The organism is Sphingomonas sp. Marseille-Q8236, assembly GCF_965112005.1.
Genome location: NZ_CBCOPO010000002.1, coordinates 597,658 through 614,695, shown reverse-complemented (window position 1 = coordinate 614,695; position 17,038 = coordinate 597,658). Strand labels below are relative to the sequence as shown.

At 63.1% G+C, this 17,038-nt stretch carries 11 protein-coding genes and 3 pseudogenes; 7 read left to right on the top strand and 7 right to left on the bottom strand.

The window, feature by feature from the left end; translation table 11 throughout:
* Positions 1 to 262 precede the first annotated feature (262 nt).
* The 4 genes from ACWPWT_RS15165 to pdxR form a co-directional block, all read right to left on the bottom strand.
* Positions 263 to 1,093: a 23S rRNA (adenine(2030)-N(6))-methyltransferase RlmJ gene (locus ACWPWT_RS15165; RefSeq protein WP_454280375.1), complete on the bottom strand. Its 831-nt coding sequence runs from the start codon at positions 1,091 to 1,093 to the stop codon at positions 263 to 265.
* 191 nt (positions 1,094 to 1,284) lie between these two features.
* Positions 1,285 to 1,863 carry a pseudouridine synthase gene (locus ACWPWT_RS15160; protein ID WP_454280983.1) on the bottom strand — a complete coding sequence of 193 codons (579 nt, stop codon included), beginning with the start codon at positions 1,861 to 1,863 and terminating at the stop codon, positions 1,285 to 1,287.
* A 276-nt stretch (positions 1,864 to 2,139) separates the two neighbouring features.
* Positions 2,140 to 3,546 (bottom strand): aldehyde dehydrogenase family protein, encoded by a 1,407-nt coding sequence (locus ACWPWT_RS15155; RefSeq protein ID WP_454280374.1) that lies wholly within the window; start codon positions 3,544 to 3,546, stop codon positions 2,140 to 2,142.
* 138 nt (positions 3,547 to 3,684) lie between these two features.
* A complete protein-coding gene (pdxR, locus tag ACWPWT_RS15150; protein WP_454280373.1) occupies positions 3,685 to 5,178 on the bottom strand; it encodes a MocR-like pyridoxine biosynthesis transcription factor PdxR in 1,494 nt (497 codons plus the stop codon).
* Between the two features lie 179 nt (positions 5,179 to 5,357).
* On the opposite strand from pdxR, the gene ACWPWT_RS15145 reads away from it, so the two are divergent.
* The 5 genes from ACWPWT_RS15145 (at position 5,358) to ACWPWT_RS15125 (ending at position 12,728) form a co-directional block, all read left to right on the top strand.
* Positions 5,358 to 5,864: an antibiotic biosynthesis monooxygenase family protein gene (locus tag ACWPWT_RS15145; RefSeq protein WP_261270708.1), complete on the top strand. Its 507-nt coding sequence runs from the start codon at positions 5,358 to 5,360 to the stop codon at positions 5,862 to 5,864.
* A 174-nt stretch (positions 5,865 to 6,038) separates the two neighbouring features.
* Complete coding sequence (locus ACWPWT_RS15140) at positions 6,039 to 6,905, top strand: cupin domain-containing protein (RefSeq protein ID WP_454280372.1); 867 nt, start codon at positions 6,039 to 6,041, stop codon at positions 6,903 to 6,905.
* A 204-nt stretch (positions 6,906 to 7,109) separates the two neighbouring features.
* Positions 7,110 to 8,768, top strand: a complete 1,659-nt coding sequence (locus ACWPWT_RS15135; RefSeq protein WP_454280371.1) for an AMP-binding protein — start codon at positions 7,110 to 7,112, stop codon at positions 8,766 to 8,768.
* A 190-nt stretch (positions 8,769 to 8,958) separates the two neighbouring features.
* Entirely contained in the window at positions 8,959 to 11,541 is a 2,583-nt protein-coding gene (locus ACWPWT_RS15130) for a TonB-dependent receptor (RefSeq protein ID WP_454280370.1), read from the top strand.
* Between the two features lie 74 nt (positions 11,542 to 11,615).
* Positions 11,616 to 12,728, top strand: coding sequence for an S-(hydroxymethyl)glutathione dehydrogenase/class III alcohol dehydrogenase (locus tag ACWPWT_RS15125; protein ID WP_454280369.1), 1,113 nt, complete (start codon positions 11,616 to 11,618; stop codon positions 12,726 to 12,728).
* 83 nt (positions 12,729 to 12,811) lie between these two features.
* Here the strand turns inward: ACWPWT_RS15125 and ACWPWT_RS15120 are convergent.
* Positions 12,812 to 13,771: pseudogene (locus ACWPWT_RS15120) on the bottom strand (IS481 family transposase).
* A gap of 56 nt (positions 13,772 to 13,827) precedes the next feature.
* Here ACWPWT_RS15120 and ACWPWT_RS15115 point away from each other — a divergent pair.
* Together ACWPWT_RS15115 and ACWPWT_RS15110 are read left to right on the top strand one after the other, a co-directional pair.
* Positions 13,828 to 14,172, top strand: a pseudogene (locus ACWPWT_RS15115) (integrase core domain-containing protein); the annotation flags it as partial.
* A 47-nt stretch (positions 14,173 to 14,219) separates the two neighbouring features.
* Positions 14,220 to 14,599: pseudogene (locus ACWPWT_RS15110) on the top strand (transposase); the annotation flags it as partial.
* Positions 14,600 to 14,780: 181 nt separating this feature from the next.
* Here ACWPWT_RS15110 and istB read toward each other — a convergent pair.
* Together istB and istA are read right to left on the bottom strand one after the other, a co-directional pair.
* Positions 14,781 to 15,509 (bottom strand): IS21-like element helper ATPase IstB, encoded by a 729-nt coding sequence (gene istB / locus ACWPWT_RS15105; RefSeq protein WP_062127353.1) that lies wholly within the window; start codon positions 15,507 to 15,509, stop codon positions 14,781 to 14,783.
* On the bottom strand, positions 15,496 to 17,007 hold the full coding sequence (gene istA, locus ACWPWT_RS15100; protein ID WP_454278192.1) for an IS21 family transposase: 1,512 nt from the start codon (positions 17,005 to 17,007) through the stop codon (positions 15,496 to 15,498). The genes istB and istA overlap by 14 nt, the downstream gene beginning before the upstream one ends.
* Positions 17,008 to 17,038: the final 31 nt, after the last annotated feature.

Below are 17,038 nucleotides of genomic sequence, written 5' to 3'. Positions count from 1 at the left end.
CGTCGTGCCTGTTGAGACGATCGACCATCCTCTCCAGGGGCTGGAGCCCGATAGAGAGCACGGGGCCCTCCTGCGCTCCAAAAGTTGCTTGGCACTGCGGAGCCCGCACGGCATGGACAGGAGCCCTACCATGCCACAGGCCGTCATCGGCAGCGGTCTTTCTCGTGCCGTCGTCGACATCGCCGCCGTCCCGACGGCCGCCGGAAGGCAGAGCGACGTTGCCGATGGGCTTCGTTGACGAGATCCCGGACCAGGCCGATCCTCAAACGTTCACCCAATCCGCTGTGATTTCACCCCGATGCCCTTCCGGCGCCAGTGCGGCGCGGAGGGCCTCCAGAAGAGGCGGCAGCGCCTGCGTGAAGGCATAGGGAGGATTGACGATGAAAAGGCCCGCGCCGTTATAGACGCCCGGCTGATCGGCATCGTACAACCAATGCTCGACCGACAGGAATTTCGGGATGCCGAGCTGACGTAACTTGCCCTTCCATTGCTGATGCGTCGTGCGATCTTTCAGCGGATACCAGATTACCGTCACGCCATGCGCCCATTTGCGGTGCGCGGCCGCGAGGGTGGCTGTGATGCGGGCGCGTTCGTCCGTCTGCTCATAGGGTGGATCGACCACCACCACGCCGCGACCGGTGCGGGTTGGAAGCATCGCCAGCCAAAGCTCATAGGCGTCGCGCTCATGCACCGCAGCAGGCGTACCGCGCATGGCACCACGCAAGACTTGCGCGTCCTCGGGGTGTTTTTCATTGAGGATCAGCACGTCCTGCGGACGCAAGAGCTGCGTCAGGAAGCGCGGCGAGCCGGGGTAGAGGTGCGGCTCCGCCCCGACATTCACCGCTCGTACGGCGGCACGATAGTCGTCCAGCAAGGGGTTCGGGTCGGCAAAGGCCCGCAAAACCCCCTGTGCGGCCTCGCCGGTGCGTTGCGCCTGCTCGCCGCCAAGGTCGTAGAGTCCGCAGCCGGCATGGGTGTCGATCAGGGTCAACGCCCCCTGTTTCTGCTGCAAGGCCCGGACAAGCGCGATCAACAGGCTGTGCTTGACGACATCGGCACTATTGCCGGCATGGAAGGAGTGGCGATAATTCATTAAAATTCAAAACCCTGCCGATTGGCCTTTACACGAAGTACCCGGCGAGCAAGCCGATCGCGAGGAGGCTGACGCCACTGATCGCAAGCGCGCATGAACCGGGCGGGAGACGTCAAAGCTCCTCTGAGCACAGCCTCAAATCAGCTTTCGCAGTCGACGGCAACCGGTTCCCTTTCCTCCGGCAAACAGCGTCATCGGTTCTGCCTGCTTTTGGCAAGCTCGCCCGGACGCGAGGCCTCGAACTGACCCGGCGGGATTCCGGCGACGGACCAGTCGCCGATCGACCAGCGGACCAGCCTCAGCGTGGGCAAGCCGACCTCGGCCGTCATGCGGCGCACTTGCCGGTTGCGGCCTTCGCATATGGTGATTTTCAGCCAGTTGTCGGGAATGAATTTGCGCTGGCGTATCGGCGGATCGCGCAGCCACAGGTCGGGCGCGTCGATACGCGCGACATCGGCCGGCAAAGTCATGCCATCCTTGAGCAAGACCCCCCGCCGCAAGCGGTCCAGTTCCTGCTCCTGTGGATCGCCTTCGACCTGTACGAGATAGGTCTTGGGCATCTTGAAGCGGGGATCGGCAATGCGCGCCTGCAGCCGCCCATCATCGCATAATAGCAGCAGGCCCTCGCTATCGCGGTCTAGCCTTCCGGCGGGATAGACGCCCTTTACCGTAATGAAGTCGGACAATGTCGACCGAACCGTCGGCGATCCCCGGTCCGTGAATTGCGATAAGACCCCAAAGGGTTTGTTGAACAGGAGCAGCCGGGCCATGCTGCGCTCATAGCGTTCGGCTGCGGCTCTGTCTTCCAGCGCATATCGCTGCCGGACAGGGTACTCCTGCCCCACCCTTTCAGAGGCAGTCAGCCGCACTCTCCTGTACGGATGACCGCGCCCCCCCTCACCTGCTTACGGAGTGTGGATCGTGCCATTCGAAAGACGTCCGCTTGTCGGGATTATGGTTGCGGCTGCCGGCCGCGACCCTGTTCGCGACCGGTCCCACATTCTGGCTTACGACATGTTTCGTTCGGACGTCGGCTTTGGTGCCAATCAGGCCTTCGCTTCGTTGATGACATGGACCTGGGTGAACTCGTGGAATCCCTCTTCCGCGAATTCGACGCCTAGACCCGATTGTTTCGCGCCGCCGAACGGAACGGTCGGGCCGAAATCGAGATGTTTGTTGATCCAGACCGTGCCCGCCTCCATGCGCATGGCGAGATCATGTGCCGCATCGCGGTCCGACGACCAGATCGAGCCGCCCAGCCCCATCTCGGACGCGTTGGCGCGTGCCAGCGCCTCTTCGGGATCGTCATAGCGGATGACGGGAAGCACAGGGCCGAACTGTTCCTCGTCCACCAGCCGCGCTCCGTCGTTGATGTCGCGCACGATGGTCGGCCGGATGAAATAGCCGGGCCGGTCCAGCACTTCGCCACCGGCAATGATCGTGCCGTCCGATCGCGCCGCTTCGATGATCGCCTTCACCTTATCATATTGCGCGCGGTTCTGGAGCGGCCCGATCTGTGCGCCCTGCTTCAGCCCGTCATCGACAACGGCTTCTTCCGCGAGTCTGGCCAGTTCCGCGCAGAGCGCATCATAAATGTCGGCATGGGCATAGACGCGCTTGATCGCGATGCAGACCTGTCCGGCGTTCAGGAACGCGCCGCCGAAGATGCCCGTCGCCGCCTTCACCGGGTCGGCATCGGGCAGGACGATCGCCGCATCGTTGCCGCCGAGTTCCAGCGTCAGGCGCTTGATCGACGCGGCCGCGCTCTCCATCACCTTGCGACCGGTTGCGGTCGATCCGGTGAAGCTGATCTTCGCGATATCGGGATGCGTCGTCAGACGAGTGCCCAGGTCATTCTGGTCGGTGATGACGTTGACCACGCCCGGCGGGAAGATCCCGGCCATCATCTCGCCCAGGCGCAGCGTCGACAAGGGCGTGGTCGGTGCCGGTTTGATGACCAGCGTATTGCCCGCCAGCAGCGCCAATGGCAGCTTGAAGGCGACGATCAGAACCGGGAAGTTCCAGGGAATGATCGCGCCGACCACCCCCAGCGGGCGACGATGCCGTTCGACCCGGCGGCTGTCATTGTCCTCCAGCACCCCGACTGGCAGGTCATGGGTCGCGAGCTGGCGGATGAAGGCGATGCTATAGGCGATCTCGGCCGTCGCTTCGCTCAATGGCTTGCCCTGTTCCTGGGTCAGCAGACGCGCAAGGCTCTCCGCGTGAACATCCATGCAATCGGCAAGAGCGAGGATCAGCGCACGTCGCTCCGCGATCGGCGTCTTCGCCCACACCGGAAAGGCCCGCTTCGCCGCCCCGACCGCTTCGTCCAACTGCCCTGCCGAGGCGCGCGGGCATAAGGCCAGTACCTCCTCGGTCGCGGGGTTGATGACCTCCATCCTATCCGCGCCATCGACCAATCGACCGTCGATCAGAAGCCGGTAACAAGGCATATCTCATCCTCCTGCATTGTCGTCGACGTCAGCCAACCTGGCGAAAGGAACGTCGATGATTTTCAGGAAGGCTAAGAAGCTTTCGGCCCATCCCCTAGAGCCAAATCGGGCCTTAAAGTTGGTGCCAGTTCGGGTGGTCTAACGGCGCTGACCGACCACGGTGGCGACCCGGCTAAAGGCTTCGCGGATCGCCTCCTCCGTCAGCCCGGTATAACCGAGCACCAGCGAGCGTTCGCGAAAACGGCCGGGATTGCCATATTCCTGCGTCGCCGCGCCCGCGAATGGATACAGGCCGACGCCGCAGTTGAGCGCGATGCGCTGCATGTCGTTCGCGGACGGCAGATCGGGCGGTAGCGTCCACATCATATGCATGCCGCATTCGCGCCCCATCAGCACGCCGCCGGGAAAATGCTCTTCGATCGACCGGATCACCTCGTCGCGCGCGCCCATATAGGACCGGCGGATGCGGCGCAGGTGGCGCAGAAACGCGCCTTCCTTCAGGAAATCCGCGATCACCGCCTGTTCCAGCCATGGTGCGCCATGGTCGGTCAACGACTTCACCAATCGCGCCTGATCGAGAAGATGACGCGGCATGACCGCATAACCCACTCTCAGCCCCGCGCCGATCGATTTGGAGAAGGTGCCAAGATAGATGACGTGACCCCGGCGATCCAATCCGGCGAGCGCGGTCAGCGGCGGGCCGTCATAGCGGAAGTCGCTGTCATAATCATCCTCAATGACATAGCTGCCCGTCTGATAAGCCCAGTCGAGAAGGTGCAGCCGGCGATCGAGGCTGAGCGTGCAGCCGGTCGGAAACTGGTGGGACGGCGTCACATAGACGAGATTGCCCATGAAGCTTTCGAGTTGCGGCACGACGATACCTTGTTCGTCGACGTCGATCGGCCGGATACTGGCACCATAGCTGCCGAAGAGAAAGGCCGCACCCTGGTAACAGGGATTCTCGACCGCCACGCTCGCCTTCGTACGATCGGTGATGAAGATGCGGGCGAGCAGGTTGAGCGCCCCCTGGATACCGGAGGTGACCATGATCTGATCGGCGCTGGCTTCTATCCCGCGCGTTTCGCCCAGATGCGCCGCGATCGCCTCGCGCAGCGCGGCCAGTCCACGCGGATCGCTATATTCGGTCTGGATGCCATGGGCATAAGCGAGATGCCGCGCGATCGTGCGTTGCCAGAAACTGGTCGGGAAGCTGTCGGGGCGCGGGCGTCCGACGAAGAAATCGAACTGCGGCCGCGATCGCCTTTCATGCCACAAGCGGGGCGCCCGCCCGGAAAAGCTGGGATTCTTGCCCAACCGGAGGCGCTTGCGGCTGGGCTGCACCGAGGAATGGCCATTGCGCAGCAGGACCGTCGCGTCGGGCAGCCGGTCGTTGACGAAGATACCCGCCTTGGCCCGCGAGGTGATATAGTCCTCCGCGGCGAGGCGTTCATAGGCCAGCGTCACCGTGTTGCGGGCGATGCCGAGTTGATCCGACATGCTGCGCGTCGAGGGTAGCCGCTTGCCGGCGACCAATGTGCCCTGCAGGATCTGATTGCGCACCGCCTCGTATATCTGCACCTGCAGCGATCGTTCGTCTTCTCGGTCGATACGAATGATCAGGTTCATCGTCATCGTCAGGCATGCCTTCGCTACCCCATCTGGACCGATCCTATCGCCTGGTCACGCCAATGATAGAGGCATCGACGTCTGGCACCATCATCTTCCGCTATACTGGCCCTACCGGCTGACCACGTCGCTCTTCATCCTGAGCGCACAGCTTATCGGGCTGGACTCATCGAGCGGAGAATCCCATGTCCATTTATCTCAGTATGCAGCGCGTGCGCTTTTCCAGCCCGGACGGTTACGAGAAGTTCAAGGTTATTTTTGCCGATACGCGCAATCACCTGATGAAGCTGCCCGGCTTTCTCCATCTGACGTGGTGGGTCCATCCGGAAGACCCGACCTGGTTCAACGAAGTCAGCTTCTGGGTGAACCGCGCGGCGCTCAAGGACTGGCACCAAGCGACCTACCACAAGCACGCCAAGGCATGGGCGGCGCGCGGTGCGATCATGGAAGACATCATCACCAATTTCGAACTGACCAACACGCGGCTTCTCCGCGTATGCCCCAATTGCGGTCTGGTCGAGGACAAGGCGTTCGAGCTGCAGGAAGAGCAGAAGGTCCTCGCCGAACCCTGTCCTCAGTGCGATTTCAACTTCCCCGTCATGCCGAACACGCCCAGCAGCTTTGCGGTATTCAAGGACGTGCCGCTACTGACGGAAACCATCCCGCTGTCGGCCCCGTCCGTGGAGGCATGAACGGGTGGAGAAGACGGCGAAGCGCCCGTCATCTGGACTCATCGAAAAGACCAGGGATGGCGCTAGGCCGTTGGTCGTGATGCTCTGATAGTGAAGCCTGGCCGACATTCGGGGGGACCGAGCGGTTTCGCGATCGGCCGGTTACGGTTCAATCTCGTTCAAGGGAGATTTGGCATGGCAACGCAGTTGGCGCCGCAGGTGCAGGAATTGCCGCGTTACGCGGTTCATGGCGGCGTGCAGAACGAACCCAATGACAAATGGCTGCCGTTCGAATGGGTCGAGCCCCGTTTCGGCGCACAGATGCACGGCGAATATGTGGTGACTCGGCCCGAGGGTATGTCGGGATCGCTCTCGGCCGGCTTCTGGCGCACCGGCCCCACCGCGCCGGGCGCGACGGCCGACGGGTCGCATACCATCGTGTATTCCTCGCCCCTGGGCGACGAGGTGGCTTGCGTGATCGACGGCACCGCCGTGCTCACCGTCCTTTCCACCGGCAAGCGCTATAAGGTCGGCCCCGGATCCATCATCAACTCGCCCAAGGGGCTGGAGGTGCAGTGGGAGATCGAGGGGCCGTCGTTCAAGAAATGGTGGTGCATCTGGAACGGCAGCGAACCGACGAGCAACCCGCCGCAGGATCTGCTGATCGCGCATACCAGCGACAATCCCGCAGACTGGCTGGAATATCATTTCGTCGAACCCGCCGAAGGCCCGCTGGTCGCAGGCGAACTCTATTTCCTGCGCTCCGGCGGTTCGACGGGCACGATGATGAGCGGCGTGTGGCGTTCGGGCAAGGGCATCGCCGGAAGCGATGTCGACGAAAAGGGCGCGCTCAAAACGCCCTATACCGGCGTGCTGGGTGACGAGACGATCCTGCTTCTCGAAGGCGAGGTCGAGGTGGTGGAGACCGACACCGGCAAGGTGCATAATTTCAAGGCTGGCGATACGATCGGCCTGTCTGCCGGCATGCACATCACATGGACGTCCAAGGGCCCCTTCTCGAAGAAGCTGTGGGTCATCACGGGGGACGTGCTGCCCGAATAACGCCGGGTTCGCAGTGACGGGTGGCGGTATCCTCTAAGGGCCGCCATTCCGGTCCAATTTGATCCGTCCGCAGGCGCGAACGCATCATCATCATTGATCCAAGCCGCCGCCTCCACCCGCCGGGCGCAGCGGAGACCCAACGATAAAGGTGGGCCGTACGATAGACCGCATCAATGCGGCGTGATCGTGGAGAGGATCGAACGCATGACCGGCATAGCGGCATCGGCCGCCGTCCCTGATTACGGGAAGGCGGTCGAGGATTTTTGCATCGAACGCGAGCGAGCGCGGCTTTCGGGATGCCTTTCGGGCAGTGTCAACGCCTGCGTCGAATGTTGCGACCGCTATGCCGATAGCGACGATGTGGCGCTGGTCACGATCGCGGCGGACGGCACACGCCATGACCATGGCTTCGCCGCGTTGCGCGACCTGTCGGCGCAGGTGGCGCATATGCTGGCGGCGCACGGCGTCCAGCCCGGCGACGTCGTAGCAGGCCTGTTGCCGCGAAGGATCGAATTGGTCGCGACGATCCTGGGCGTCTGGCGGATCGGGGCGACCTATCAGCCCCTGTTCACCGCCTTCGGCCCCAAGGCGATCGCCCATCGGCTGGGTCTCAGCCAAGCCGTGCTGGTCGTGACGGACAGTGCCAATCGCGCCAAGCTGACCGACATCGCACAATGTCCACCGATCGCGCTCGTCCGAACGCGGGAAGAACCGCTCATGGTCGGCGACATCGACTTCCGGGCCGAGGTGGCAGGGATGTCGACCAATTTCGTGCCGGTCTTGCGAACGGGCGAGAACCTCTTCCTCATGATGTCGACATCGGGGTCCACTGGCCTTCCCAAAGGCGTGGGCGTGCCGCTGAAGGCGTTGATCGCGATCGGCGCCTATATGCGCTGGGCGATAGACCTGCGAGCGGAGGATAATTTCTGGAATATCGCGGACCCAGGCTGGGCCTATGGACTCTATTACGGGATCACCGGGCCGCTGCTGCTTGGGCGGGCGACGATCCTATATGATGGCGTCTTTTCCGCCGAGACCGCCTTCGATCTCATCGCCCGGCTCGGCGTCACCAACCTTGCCGGCTCGCCTACCGCGTATCGTCTGCTGATGGCGGAAGGCGGCGCCGCGGCCGCGAAGGCAAGGGGCATGCTGCGCGCCGTAAGTAGTGCAGGCGAACCGCTGAACCCCGAGGTCATCCGGTGGTTCGACGCCCAGCTCGCCGTGCCGGTGCACGATCATTACGGCCAGACGGAGATGGGCATGGTGGTGAACAACCATCATGGCCTATCGCACGCCGTCCGCATCGGTTCGGCCGGTGTCGCGATGCCCGGCTACCGGGTCGCCGTGCTGGGGGAGGACGGCCGCGAACGGGGCGTCAACGAGCCGGGCGAACTGGCCATCGACATCACCCGATCGCCGCTCTTCTGGTTCGGCGGATATTGGCACCAACCCACCCCCGCCATTCGTGACGGCTATTACCGGACGGGGGATATGGTGGAACTGGGGCCGGACGGCAGCGTCAGCTTCATCGCACGCGCCGACGATGTGATCACCTCATCGGGCTATCGCATCGGCCCCTTCGATGTGGAAAGTGCATTGATCGAACATCCTGCCGTGATGGAGGCAGCCGTCATCGGCGTGCCCGACCCGGGACGCACCGAACTGGTCAAGGCGTTCATCGTCCTCAACGCGGGATTTGCGCCAACGCCAGCGCTGGCCGATGCCCTGAAAGCGCATGTCAAAACCCGACTGTCCGCCCACGCCTATCCCCGGCTGATCGCGTTCCTGCCGCAACTGCCGAAAACCCCCAGCGGCAAGGTACAACGCTTCATGTTACGCGCCATGGACCAGCCCCCGAGCTAAACTGGCTCCATCAAAAAGCGGCAAACAGGTCCTAAGAAGAGGGGCAGATGTCGGGCACCTTGATCCCTGGCACCAGCGTTCGGGGCTTTTGCAACAGGATCCACGCACCCCGTTACCCCTAACTGCTGATGCCCAGGCGCAACGGGTCACCAATGCACTCAGATGCAATGACCTCATCAGGGAGCTTCACATGAAAAGGGTCGGGGGCATCAGCATTCTCGCCATCGCGACATGCATCGCGATGCCGGCATTCGCGCAGGATGCGAGCAAGACACAGACGCAGGCCGGGGGGCTGGAAGAGATCGTCGTGACCGCCACCAAGCGGGCGGAGAACCTTCAAAACGTTCCCGTTGCCGTATCGGCCATTTCATCGTCGGAACTCGCCAACCAGGGCGTGTTCGACACGTCGGACCTGAACGGCTCGATGCCCAATCTTCAGGTGTCGTCGGCTTATGGTCCGCAGCAGCCCAATTTCACCCTGCGGGGTATCGGCGTCGGCACCGAACTCAGCGCAAGCGCGGCATCGCCTGTCGGCGTCTATGTCGACGAGGTCTATCAGACCTTCCGCGCGAGCCAGGGCCAGCAGCTCTACGACCTGAACCAGGTCGAAGTGGTGCGCGGACCCCAGGGCACGCTCTATGGCCGCAACACGACGGGCGGCGCGATCAACTTCATCACCCGCAAGCCCGCCCTGAAGGGCGACAACGGTTATCTGACGGCCGGCTACGCCAATTACAACCGCAGGAATTTTGAAGGCGCGATCGAATTGACACCCGTCGAGGACCGGTTCGGTATCCGTATCGCGGGCACCTATGTCAAAATGGATCCCTATATCCATAATCTGATGCCCGCCGGTCTGAACACGACGGCGGCGGGAGGCGCGTCCGGTCGCAATTTCGCGACGGGCCGCGATCCGGGCGGCGATGAGAGCTATGCGTTTCGGGGCACAATGCGGTTCAAGCCGGTCGACGCCCTCGACATCACGCTGAAGGGCTATGCGTCCAAATCGACCGGGGGCGCGGCGGCCTCGATCGGCGCTGGTCCGTACAAGTCCAACCCGGGCTTGTTCGACTATGAAAATCCCAATTTCATTCTCTCGCCGCTATTTAGCGCGCTTGGCTCCGCGGGTGCCGGTCTTCTGCCGAGCAGCTATAGCCGGGCGGGCCTGTCGGATACCGAGATAGAACAGGATACGATCGGCCGCGCCGTCACCCGCACCGAAGGCGCCGTGTTGACGGTGAAGGCCGACCTCACCAGCAGGCTCAACCTCACCTCGATCACCGGCTATGACTCCGGTCTCTATCTCCAGACACAGACCGATTGCGACAGCAGCCCGCTGCGCCTGTGTTCGAATGGCTATCGTTCCAATTTCAAGGCCTTCAACCAGGATCTGCGGCTCGATTACAGCAACGGCCCGCTCAAGATGATCGCGGGCGCCTATTATGGCTGGGATTCGGTCACGTCGAACAACGCCATCGACATCTTCAACCTGCTGAGCGACGTGCGTGCGGCCGTTGGCCTCCCCGCGACATGGTTCAACCCGGCGGGGGGCTTCAATGGATCGGTGCTATCGGGCGGTTCGGTGCCGACCGGCATTCTCGGTAAGCAGCATTTCCGGCAGGAACGTGAAAGCTGGGCGGTCTATGGCGAAGGCAGCTATGAAATCACCCCGGCAGTGAAGTTCACCGCAGGCCTGCGCTACACCACCGACACCACCCGATATCGCGATGGTATCACCACCTATTACGACGATGCGGGCAATGCACGGATGCTCGCCGTGTCGGCCTATGGCGCGCCCTATTTCCTGTCGCCGGTCTATAATGAGGCCCGGGCCGTGGTGATCCCGGCCACCGGAGGAACCGTGCCCGGCGGCGTCAACAAGGACGGCAAGACCAGCCGGATCTCGGGGCGCGCCATCCTGGACTGGAAGCCGGTGGACGGCGTCATGCTCTATGCCAGCTATAGTCGCGGCTATCGCGCCGGGACGTTCAACGGCCTGGCCTATATCAGTTCGCCACAGGTCTATTTCGTCAAGCCGGAGGAGGTGAACGCCTATGAGGCCGGGTTCAAGACCCGCTTCCTCGACAATCGGCTACAGGTCAACGGCAGCTTCTTCTATTATGACTACAAGAACCAGCAGAGCCAGGTCGTCGACCAGAGCGTGCCCGCGAACATCATCACGCTCGACGGCACGATGAAGGGCCTCGAACTGGATGTCGAATTCGCCGCGACCGACCGCCTGACGCTGAGTGCATCGCTCGGCCTGCTCGACAGCAAATATAAGGACTTCGATCAGGCGACCTGCGCGGCCCTGAACCTCAGCGGGCTATATCCGGCGCAACAGGGTTCCTGCGTCCAGTCTGGCGCGGGCAGCGTCAGTGTGGGCGGCAACCCCTTCCCCTACGCACCGACATCCTCGATCAATCTCGCCTTCGACTGGAATGCGGCGGAAGTCGGGGGCGGCACGATCAAGGTCCATGGCGACACCGCCTATTCGGGGCGCTTCTACTACGACTCCTTCAAGGATTACAGTCGTGGCGTCCTGAAGAACCTCGCCACCGGCCCATACACGAATGGTGAGGGCGATTACTGGGTCTTCAACAGCCGTATCAGCTATGTGACGGATCGCTACACCCTTTCGGTGTGGGGCAAGAACCTATCCAACAAGCTCTATTTTCCGGGCGGCTATCCCAATGAAGGGATCACCGGCGCGGGCTATCTGGTCCGGGCCCTGCCCAGAACCTTCGGCGTGGAGGGCACTGTTCGCTTCTGACGACCGGGAAGGGATCGCACCGCGATCCCTTCCCTACTTCCCTTGCTTTTTTTACCACTGGAGTATCCGTTACCGTGAAGACCCGCGCCGCCGTCGCCTTCGAAGCGAAGAAGCCGCTCGAAATCGTCGAACTCGATCTGGAAGGACCCAAGGCCGGAGAGGTCCTGGTCGAGATCATGGCGACCGGCATCTGCCATACCGACGCCTATACGCTGGACGGCCTGGACAGCGAAGGCATCTTCCCCAGCGTGCTCGGCCATGAAGGCTGCGGCATCGTGCGTGAGGTGGGTGCGGGCGTGACCAGCGTCGTGCCGGGCGACCATGTCATCCCGCTCTACACGCCCGAATGCCGCCAGTGTAAGTCGTGCCTGTCGGGCAAGACCAACCTGTGCACCGCGATCCGCGCGACGCAAGGCAAGGGCCTGATGCCCGACGGCACGACCCGCTTCAGCTATAAGGGCCAGCCGATCTTCCATTATATGGGCTGCTCGACCTTCTCGAACTTCACCGTCCTGCCCGAAATCGCGGTCGCCAAGATCCGCGAGGACGCGCCGTTCGACACCAGCTGCTATATCGGGTGTGGCGTGACGACGGGCGTGGGCGCGGTGGTCAACACCGCCAAGGTCCAGCCGGGCGAGAATATCGTCGTCTTCGGCCTGGGCGGCATCGGCCTGAACGTCATCCAGGGCGCCAAGCTGGCGGGTGCGGGCCGGATCATCGGCGTCGACCTCAACCCCGACCGTGAGGAATGGGGCCGCCGCTTCGGCATGACCCACTTCCTCAATTCCAAGGGTCTGTCGCGCGAGGAAACGATCGCGAAGATCCTCGAGCTGACCGATGGCGGCGCGGACTATAGCTTCGACGCAACCGGCAATACCGAGGTGATGCGTACCGCGCTGGAGGCGTGCCATCGCGGCTGGGGCACGTCGATCATCATCGGCGTGGCCGAGGCGGGCAAGGAGATCAGCACCCGGCCGTTCCAGCTGGTGACGGGCCGCAACTGGCGCGGCACCGCGTTCGGCGGCGCGCGCGGGCGGACCGACACGCCCAAGATCGTCGACTGGTATATGAACGGCAAGATCGAGATCGATCCGATGATCACCCACCGGCTGACGCTGGAGGAGATCAACAAGGGCTTCGACCTGATGCATGCGGGCGAAAGCATCCGCGGCGTGGTGATCTTCTGACGAAGAAGCGGTCGGTGAAGTTTGGCACCCCCAAATGGCACATTCCACCGCTGAACCCGATCATACCGCCGACGTTCCAGTACTTAGGTATTCAGTCCCGGCATCTGGCGGATCGGGTTGACGCTGAACCGGTCTGGCTCTGACGTCCAGATCTTGGCGATGTATTCGTAGGGTGTGAGCCCGTTGAGCGTCTTAAGCCGACGGGCGAAGTCGTAGGCGGCCATGAAGTCGGCGAGGTGCGTCCGAAGCTGTTCGTGGGTATCGTAGTGGAAGCGCTTGACGGTGGCCTCGTTGATGGTGCGGTTCATCCGTTCGACCTGGCCGTTGGTCCAGGGATGGTTCGGTTTGGTGAGCCGGTGCTCGATATCGTTTGCCTCGCAGATCATGTCGAAGCGCATCTGACGCGACCAGGCGGTATTGCGATTGCGCGGCTGCTCGGCGAACTGGATGCCATTGTCGGTTAGGATCGTGTGGATGCGATAAGGCACGGCCTTCAGCAGGTGTTCGAGGAACTCCCACGCTGTGCGCCTGTCAGCCTTGTCGACCAACTGGGTGACCGCGAATTTGCTCGTGCGATCTATGCCAACGAACAGGTACAGCTTGCCTTCGGCGGTCTGCACCTCGGCGATATCGATGTGGAAGAAGCCGATGGGATAACGCTTGAAGCACTGGCGCTTCGGCTTGTCCCCTTCGACGTCCGGCAGGCGGGGGATACCATGCCGCTGGAGGCATCGGTGCAGCGCTGAGCGCGTCATGTGCGGGATCGATGGTTGCAGAGCGTTAGAGGCAATCGTCGAGCGGCAGCAGGTTGTGACGTCGAAACGCCACAACCATCGCCTCTTCGGCCTCGGACAAGGTTGTCGAATGAGGGGCCTTCGGCCCGGTCTTCAGGTCCTCGACGGTCGCCCGCTTACGCCACTTCGCGACCGTCTTCGGGTTGATCCCCAACTCACGGCTTAGCGTCGCGAGCGAAGCTTGGCGCGCTGTATTGCGGCTCGGACGGCGTGCGTGATCGTGGCGCACCCATGACGAACTTGTCCCATGCGGCTTCCTTCCATTCCAGCGAAAGGATCACACCATCAAATCGTGGGATCAAACACCTAGGACCAACCGAGTGGACAATGGCCTGGAGTTCATCTCGAAAGTGCTTGACCGCTGGGCCTATGAGAATGGCGTCACGCTGGACTTCAACCGGCCAGGCAAACCAACGGACAACGCCTTCGTGGAGTCGTTCAACGGCCGCCTGCGCGACGAGTGCCTGAACACCCACTGGTTCCTGTCACTGGCGGACGCAAGAACCAAGATCTAGGCCTGGCGTCGAGATTATAACGAGAGCCGTCCTCACACGGCACTTGGCTGGCTGACGCCGGCCGAATATGCTGCATCCGCCGGGGTTAACCCCGGCGGATGCATGACGTCCTCCCTATTTTTTCATCCAAGCTGAGTGAGAGTTTTCCGGCCCTTTGAAGCCTGCGGGCAAGGAGCTGGGACATGAAGAAGTCGAGATACACGGAAGAGCAGATTGCGTTTGCGCTGAAGCAGGCGGAGACGGGCACGCCGGTGGCGGAGGTCATCCGCCGTATGGGCGTATCGGAGCAGACCTTTTATCGCTGGAAGAAGGTGTATGGCGGGCTGGGCGTCGGCGAGCTGCGGCGGGTCAAGCAACTCGAGGACGAGAACCGCAAGCTGAAGCAGCTCGTCGCGGATCTGAGCCTGGACAAGCATATCCTGCAGGATGTCCTAGCAAAAAAGCTCTGACGCCTGGGCGACGGCGCGAGATCGTCGCGTACGTCCAGGCGTCCCACGGCGTCAGCGAGCGGCGCAGTTGCCTCGCGCTCGGCGTCGACCGCTCATCGGTGCGCTACGTGTCGCACAAGCCTGTCAATCGGCGTCCAAAAAGGACCCCCTATCGGCGTCCAAAAGGGACCCCCTTCGTCGAGCAGCGTAACGGGTATGACGGGCGCACTGTTCGTGCTGGTTGCGGCGTAGGGCGGGCGTAGCCCGACCGGAGGCGCAACCAGCACGAAGCGTTCTCTGCCGGTGCCCCAGGCTTCAGCTTCGATGTTTGAAGCGCCAGCTGTCGTTGCCGGTTTCGACGATGTCGCAATGGTGGGTAATGCGGTCGAGCAGCGCGGTGGTCATCTTGGGGTCGCCAAAGACGGTCGGCCACTCACCAAAGGCCAGGTTGGTGGTGACGATGACCGAGGTCTTCTCGTAGAGCTTGCTGACGAGGTGGAAGAGCAGTTGACCGCCCGAGCGTGCAAACGGCAGGTAGCCAAGCTCGTCGAGCACCACGAGATCGAGGCGCGAAAGCTGGGCCGCCAGCGTGCCGGCCTTGCCGAGGCGCGTTTCCTCCTCGAGCCGGTTCACCAGGTCCACTGTGTTGAAGTAGCGTCCGCGGGCGCCGGCTCGTACCACATTGGCAGTGATGGCGGTGGCGAGATGCGTCTTGCCGGTACCCGTTCCACCGACCAGCACGACGTTGCGTTGGCCCGGAAGAAACGAGCCGCTGTACAGCGAGCGCACCAGTCCCTCGTTGATGGGAGTGTCGCCGAAGACGAAGGCGTCGAGGTCCTTCACCGCGGGTAACCTGGCGGCCGACATCCGGTAACGGACCGAGGCTGCATGGCGGTGCGTCGCCTCGGCACGCAGCAGGTCGGTCAGGACCTCCATGGTCGTGCGCTTGCGCTGGAGACCGGTAGTGACCGCCTCGTCGAAGGCGCCAGCCATGCCCTTCAGCCCCAACTCGGCCATGGCCGTCATCATCTCATGCCGCTGCATGGAGACCTCGCAGGCTGTCATAGCGGTTGCAGTCGGCACGGGGCGGATGGCGCAGCGCCAGATCTTCTGGCGTGACAATAGTCAGCGGTCGCGGCGGTTCGCGCCGGCGGGCCAGGATGTTGACGATGACGTCGTCGCTGGCGACGCCGGCCAGCAATGCTTCGCGCACGGCCACTTCTACCGCCTCCAGCCCGTCGTCGAGCACCGCTGCCAGCACCCGCACGAACCGCCGGTCGGCATCGTCGCCGGTGCCAAGCTTGCGCCGCAGTCGTGCCAGCGCAGGCGGCAACTCCCAGCCCTGGAACGGTGCGCCGTTGCGCAGGGCACCCGGCTTGGTCACCAGCACCGGCAGATAGTGCCACGGGTCGTAGATGGTCCGGTCGCGGCCGAAGAACCGGGGATGGTCGGCGACGACTTCACCGTCGCAGCGCACGACGATGCGGTCGGCATAGGCGCGGACCTGAACGGCACGTCGCACCACCCTGGCAGAAACGGAGTAGCGATTGCGGTCGAAGCTGATGAGGCATGTGCCGCTTACCGCATGCTCGCTCTCATGAAAGCCGTCGAAGGGTGCGACAACAGGCTGGAGCACGCTGCGCTCGGCAGCCCAGGCCTGAGCAACCGTCAGTTCCTTCTGCTCGGGATGCTGGTGCAACTCTGCCCAGCGCCGACACTCGGCCTCCAGCCAACCGTTCAGCTCCTCGAGGCTGGTAAATCGCAGGCGTGGCTGGAAGAAGCGGCCGCGTGCGGTTTGCACCTGGTTCTCGACCTGACCTTTCTCCCAGCCCGACGCCGGCGAGCAGGCGGTCGGCTCGACCATGTAATGGTTGGCCATGACCAGGAAGCGCCGGTTGAAGACACGCTCCTTGCCCGTGAACACGCTCGTGACCGCCGTCTTCATGTTGTCGTAGATGCCGCGCGTCGGCACACCTCCGAAGAAGGCAAACGCCCGCGCATGCGCGTCGAACAGCATCTCCTGTGTCTCGCGGGGATAGGCTCGCACATACATTGCCCGCGACGCGCATAGCCGGACATGCGCGACCTTTACCCGCATCGGCTTGCCCGAAATCTCCACGTCCTCGTGGCTCCAGTCGAACTGGTAAGCCTCGCCCGGCCGGAACAGCAGCGGGATGAACGCCGGCGCATTCATCACATCGCGACGTCGCGCCCGGCGCCAGCGGGCCGCATAACGCCGCACCGCGTCGTACGAGCCGTCGAACCCCTCGCGCAGCAGCAGGTCGTGGATGCGCGTGAGGCGCAGCTTCTCGCGCCGCGGCCGTGCCTCATCTTCCTCCAGCAACGCATCCAGTCGCGCCTGAAATGGCCCCAGCTTCGGCAGCGGCTGTACCTCCCGCCGATACCCCATGTCCGCTTCCGGCGCCCGGATCGCCTTGCGCACCACCTTGCGCGACAGGTGCAGGTCCCGCGCTATCGCCTTGATGGCCTTCCCCGACGCGTGCTCGCGCCGGATCCTCAACACCGTCTCCAATACCAGCATCCCGATCTCGCCGCCTGACACACCGCCAAGC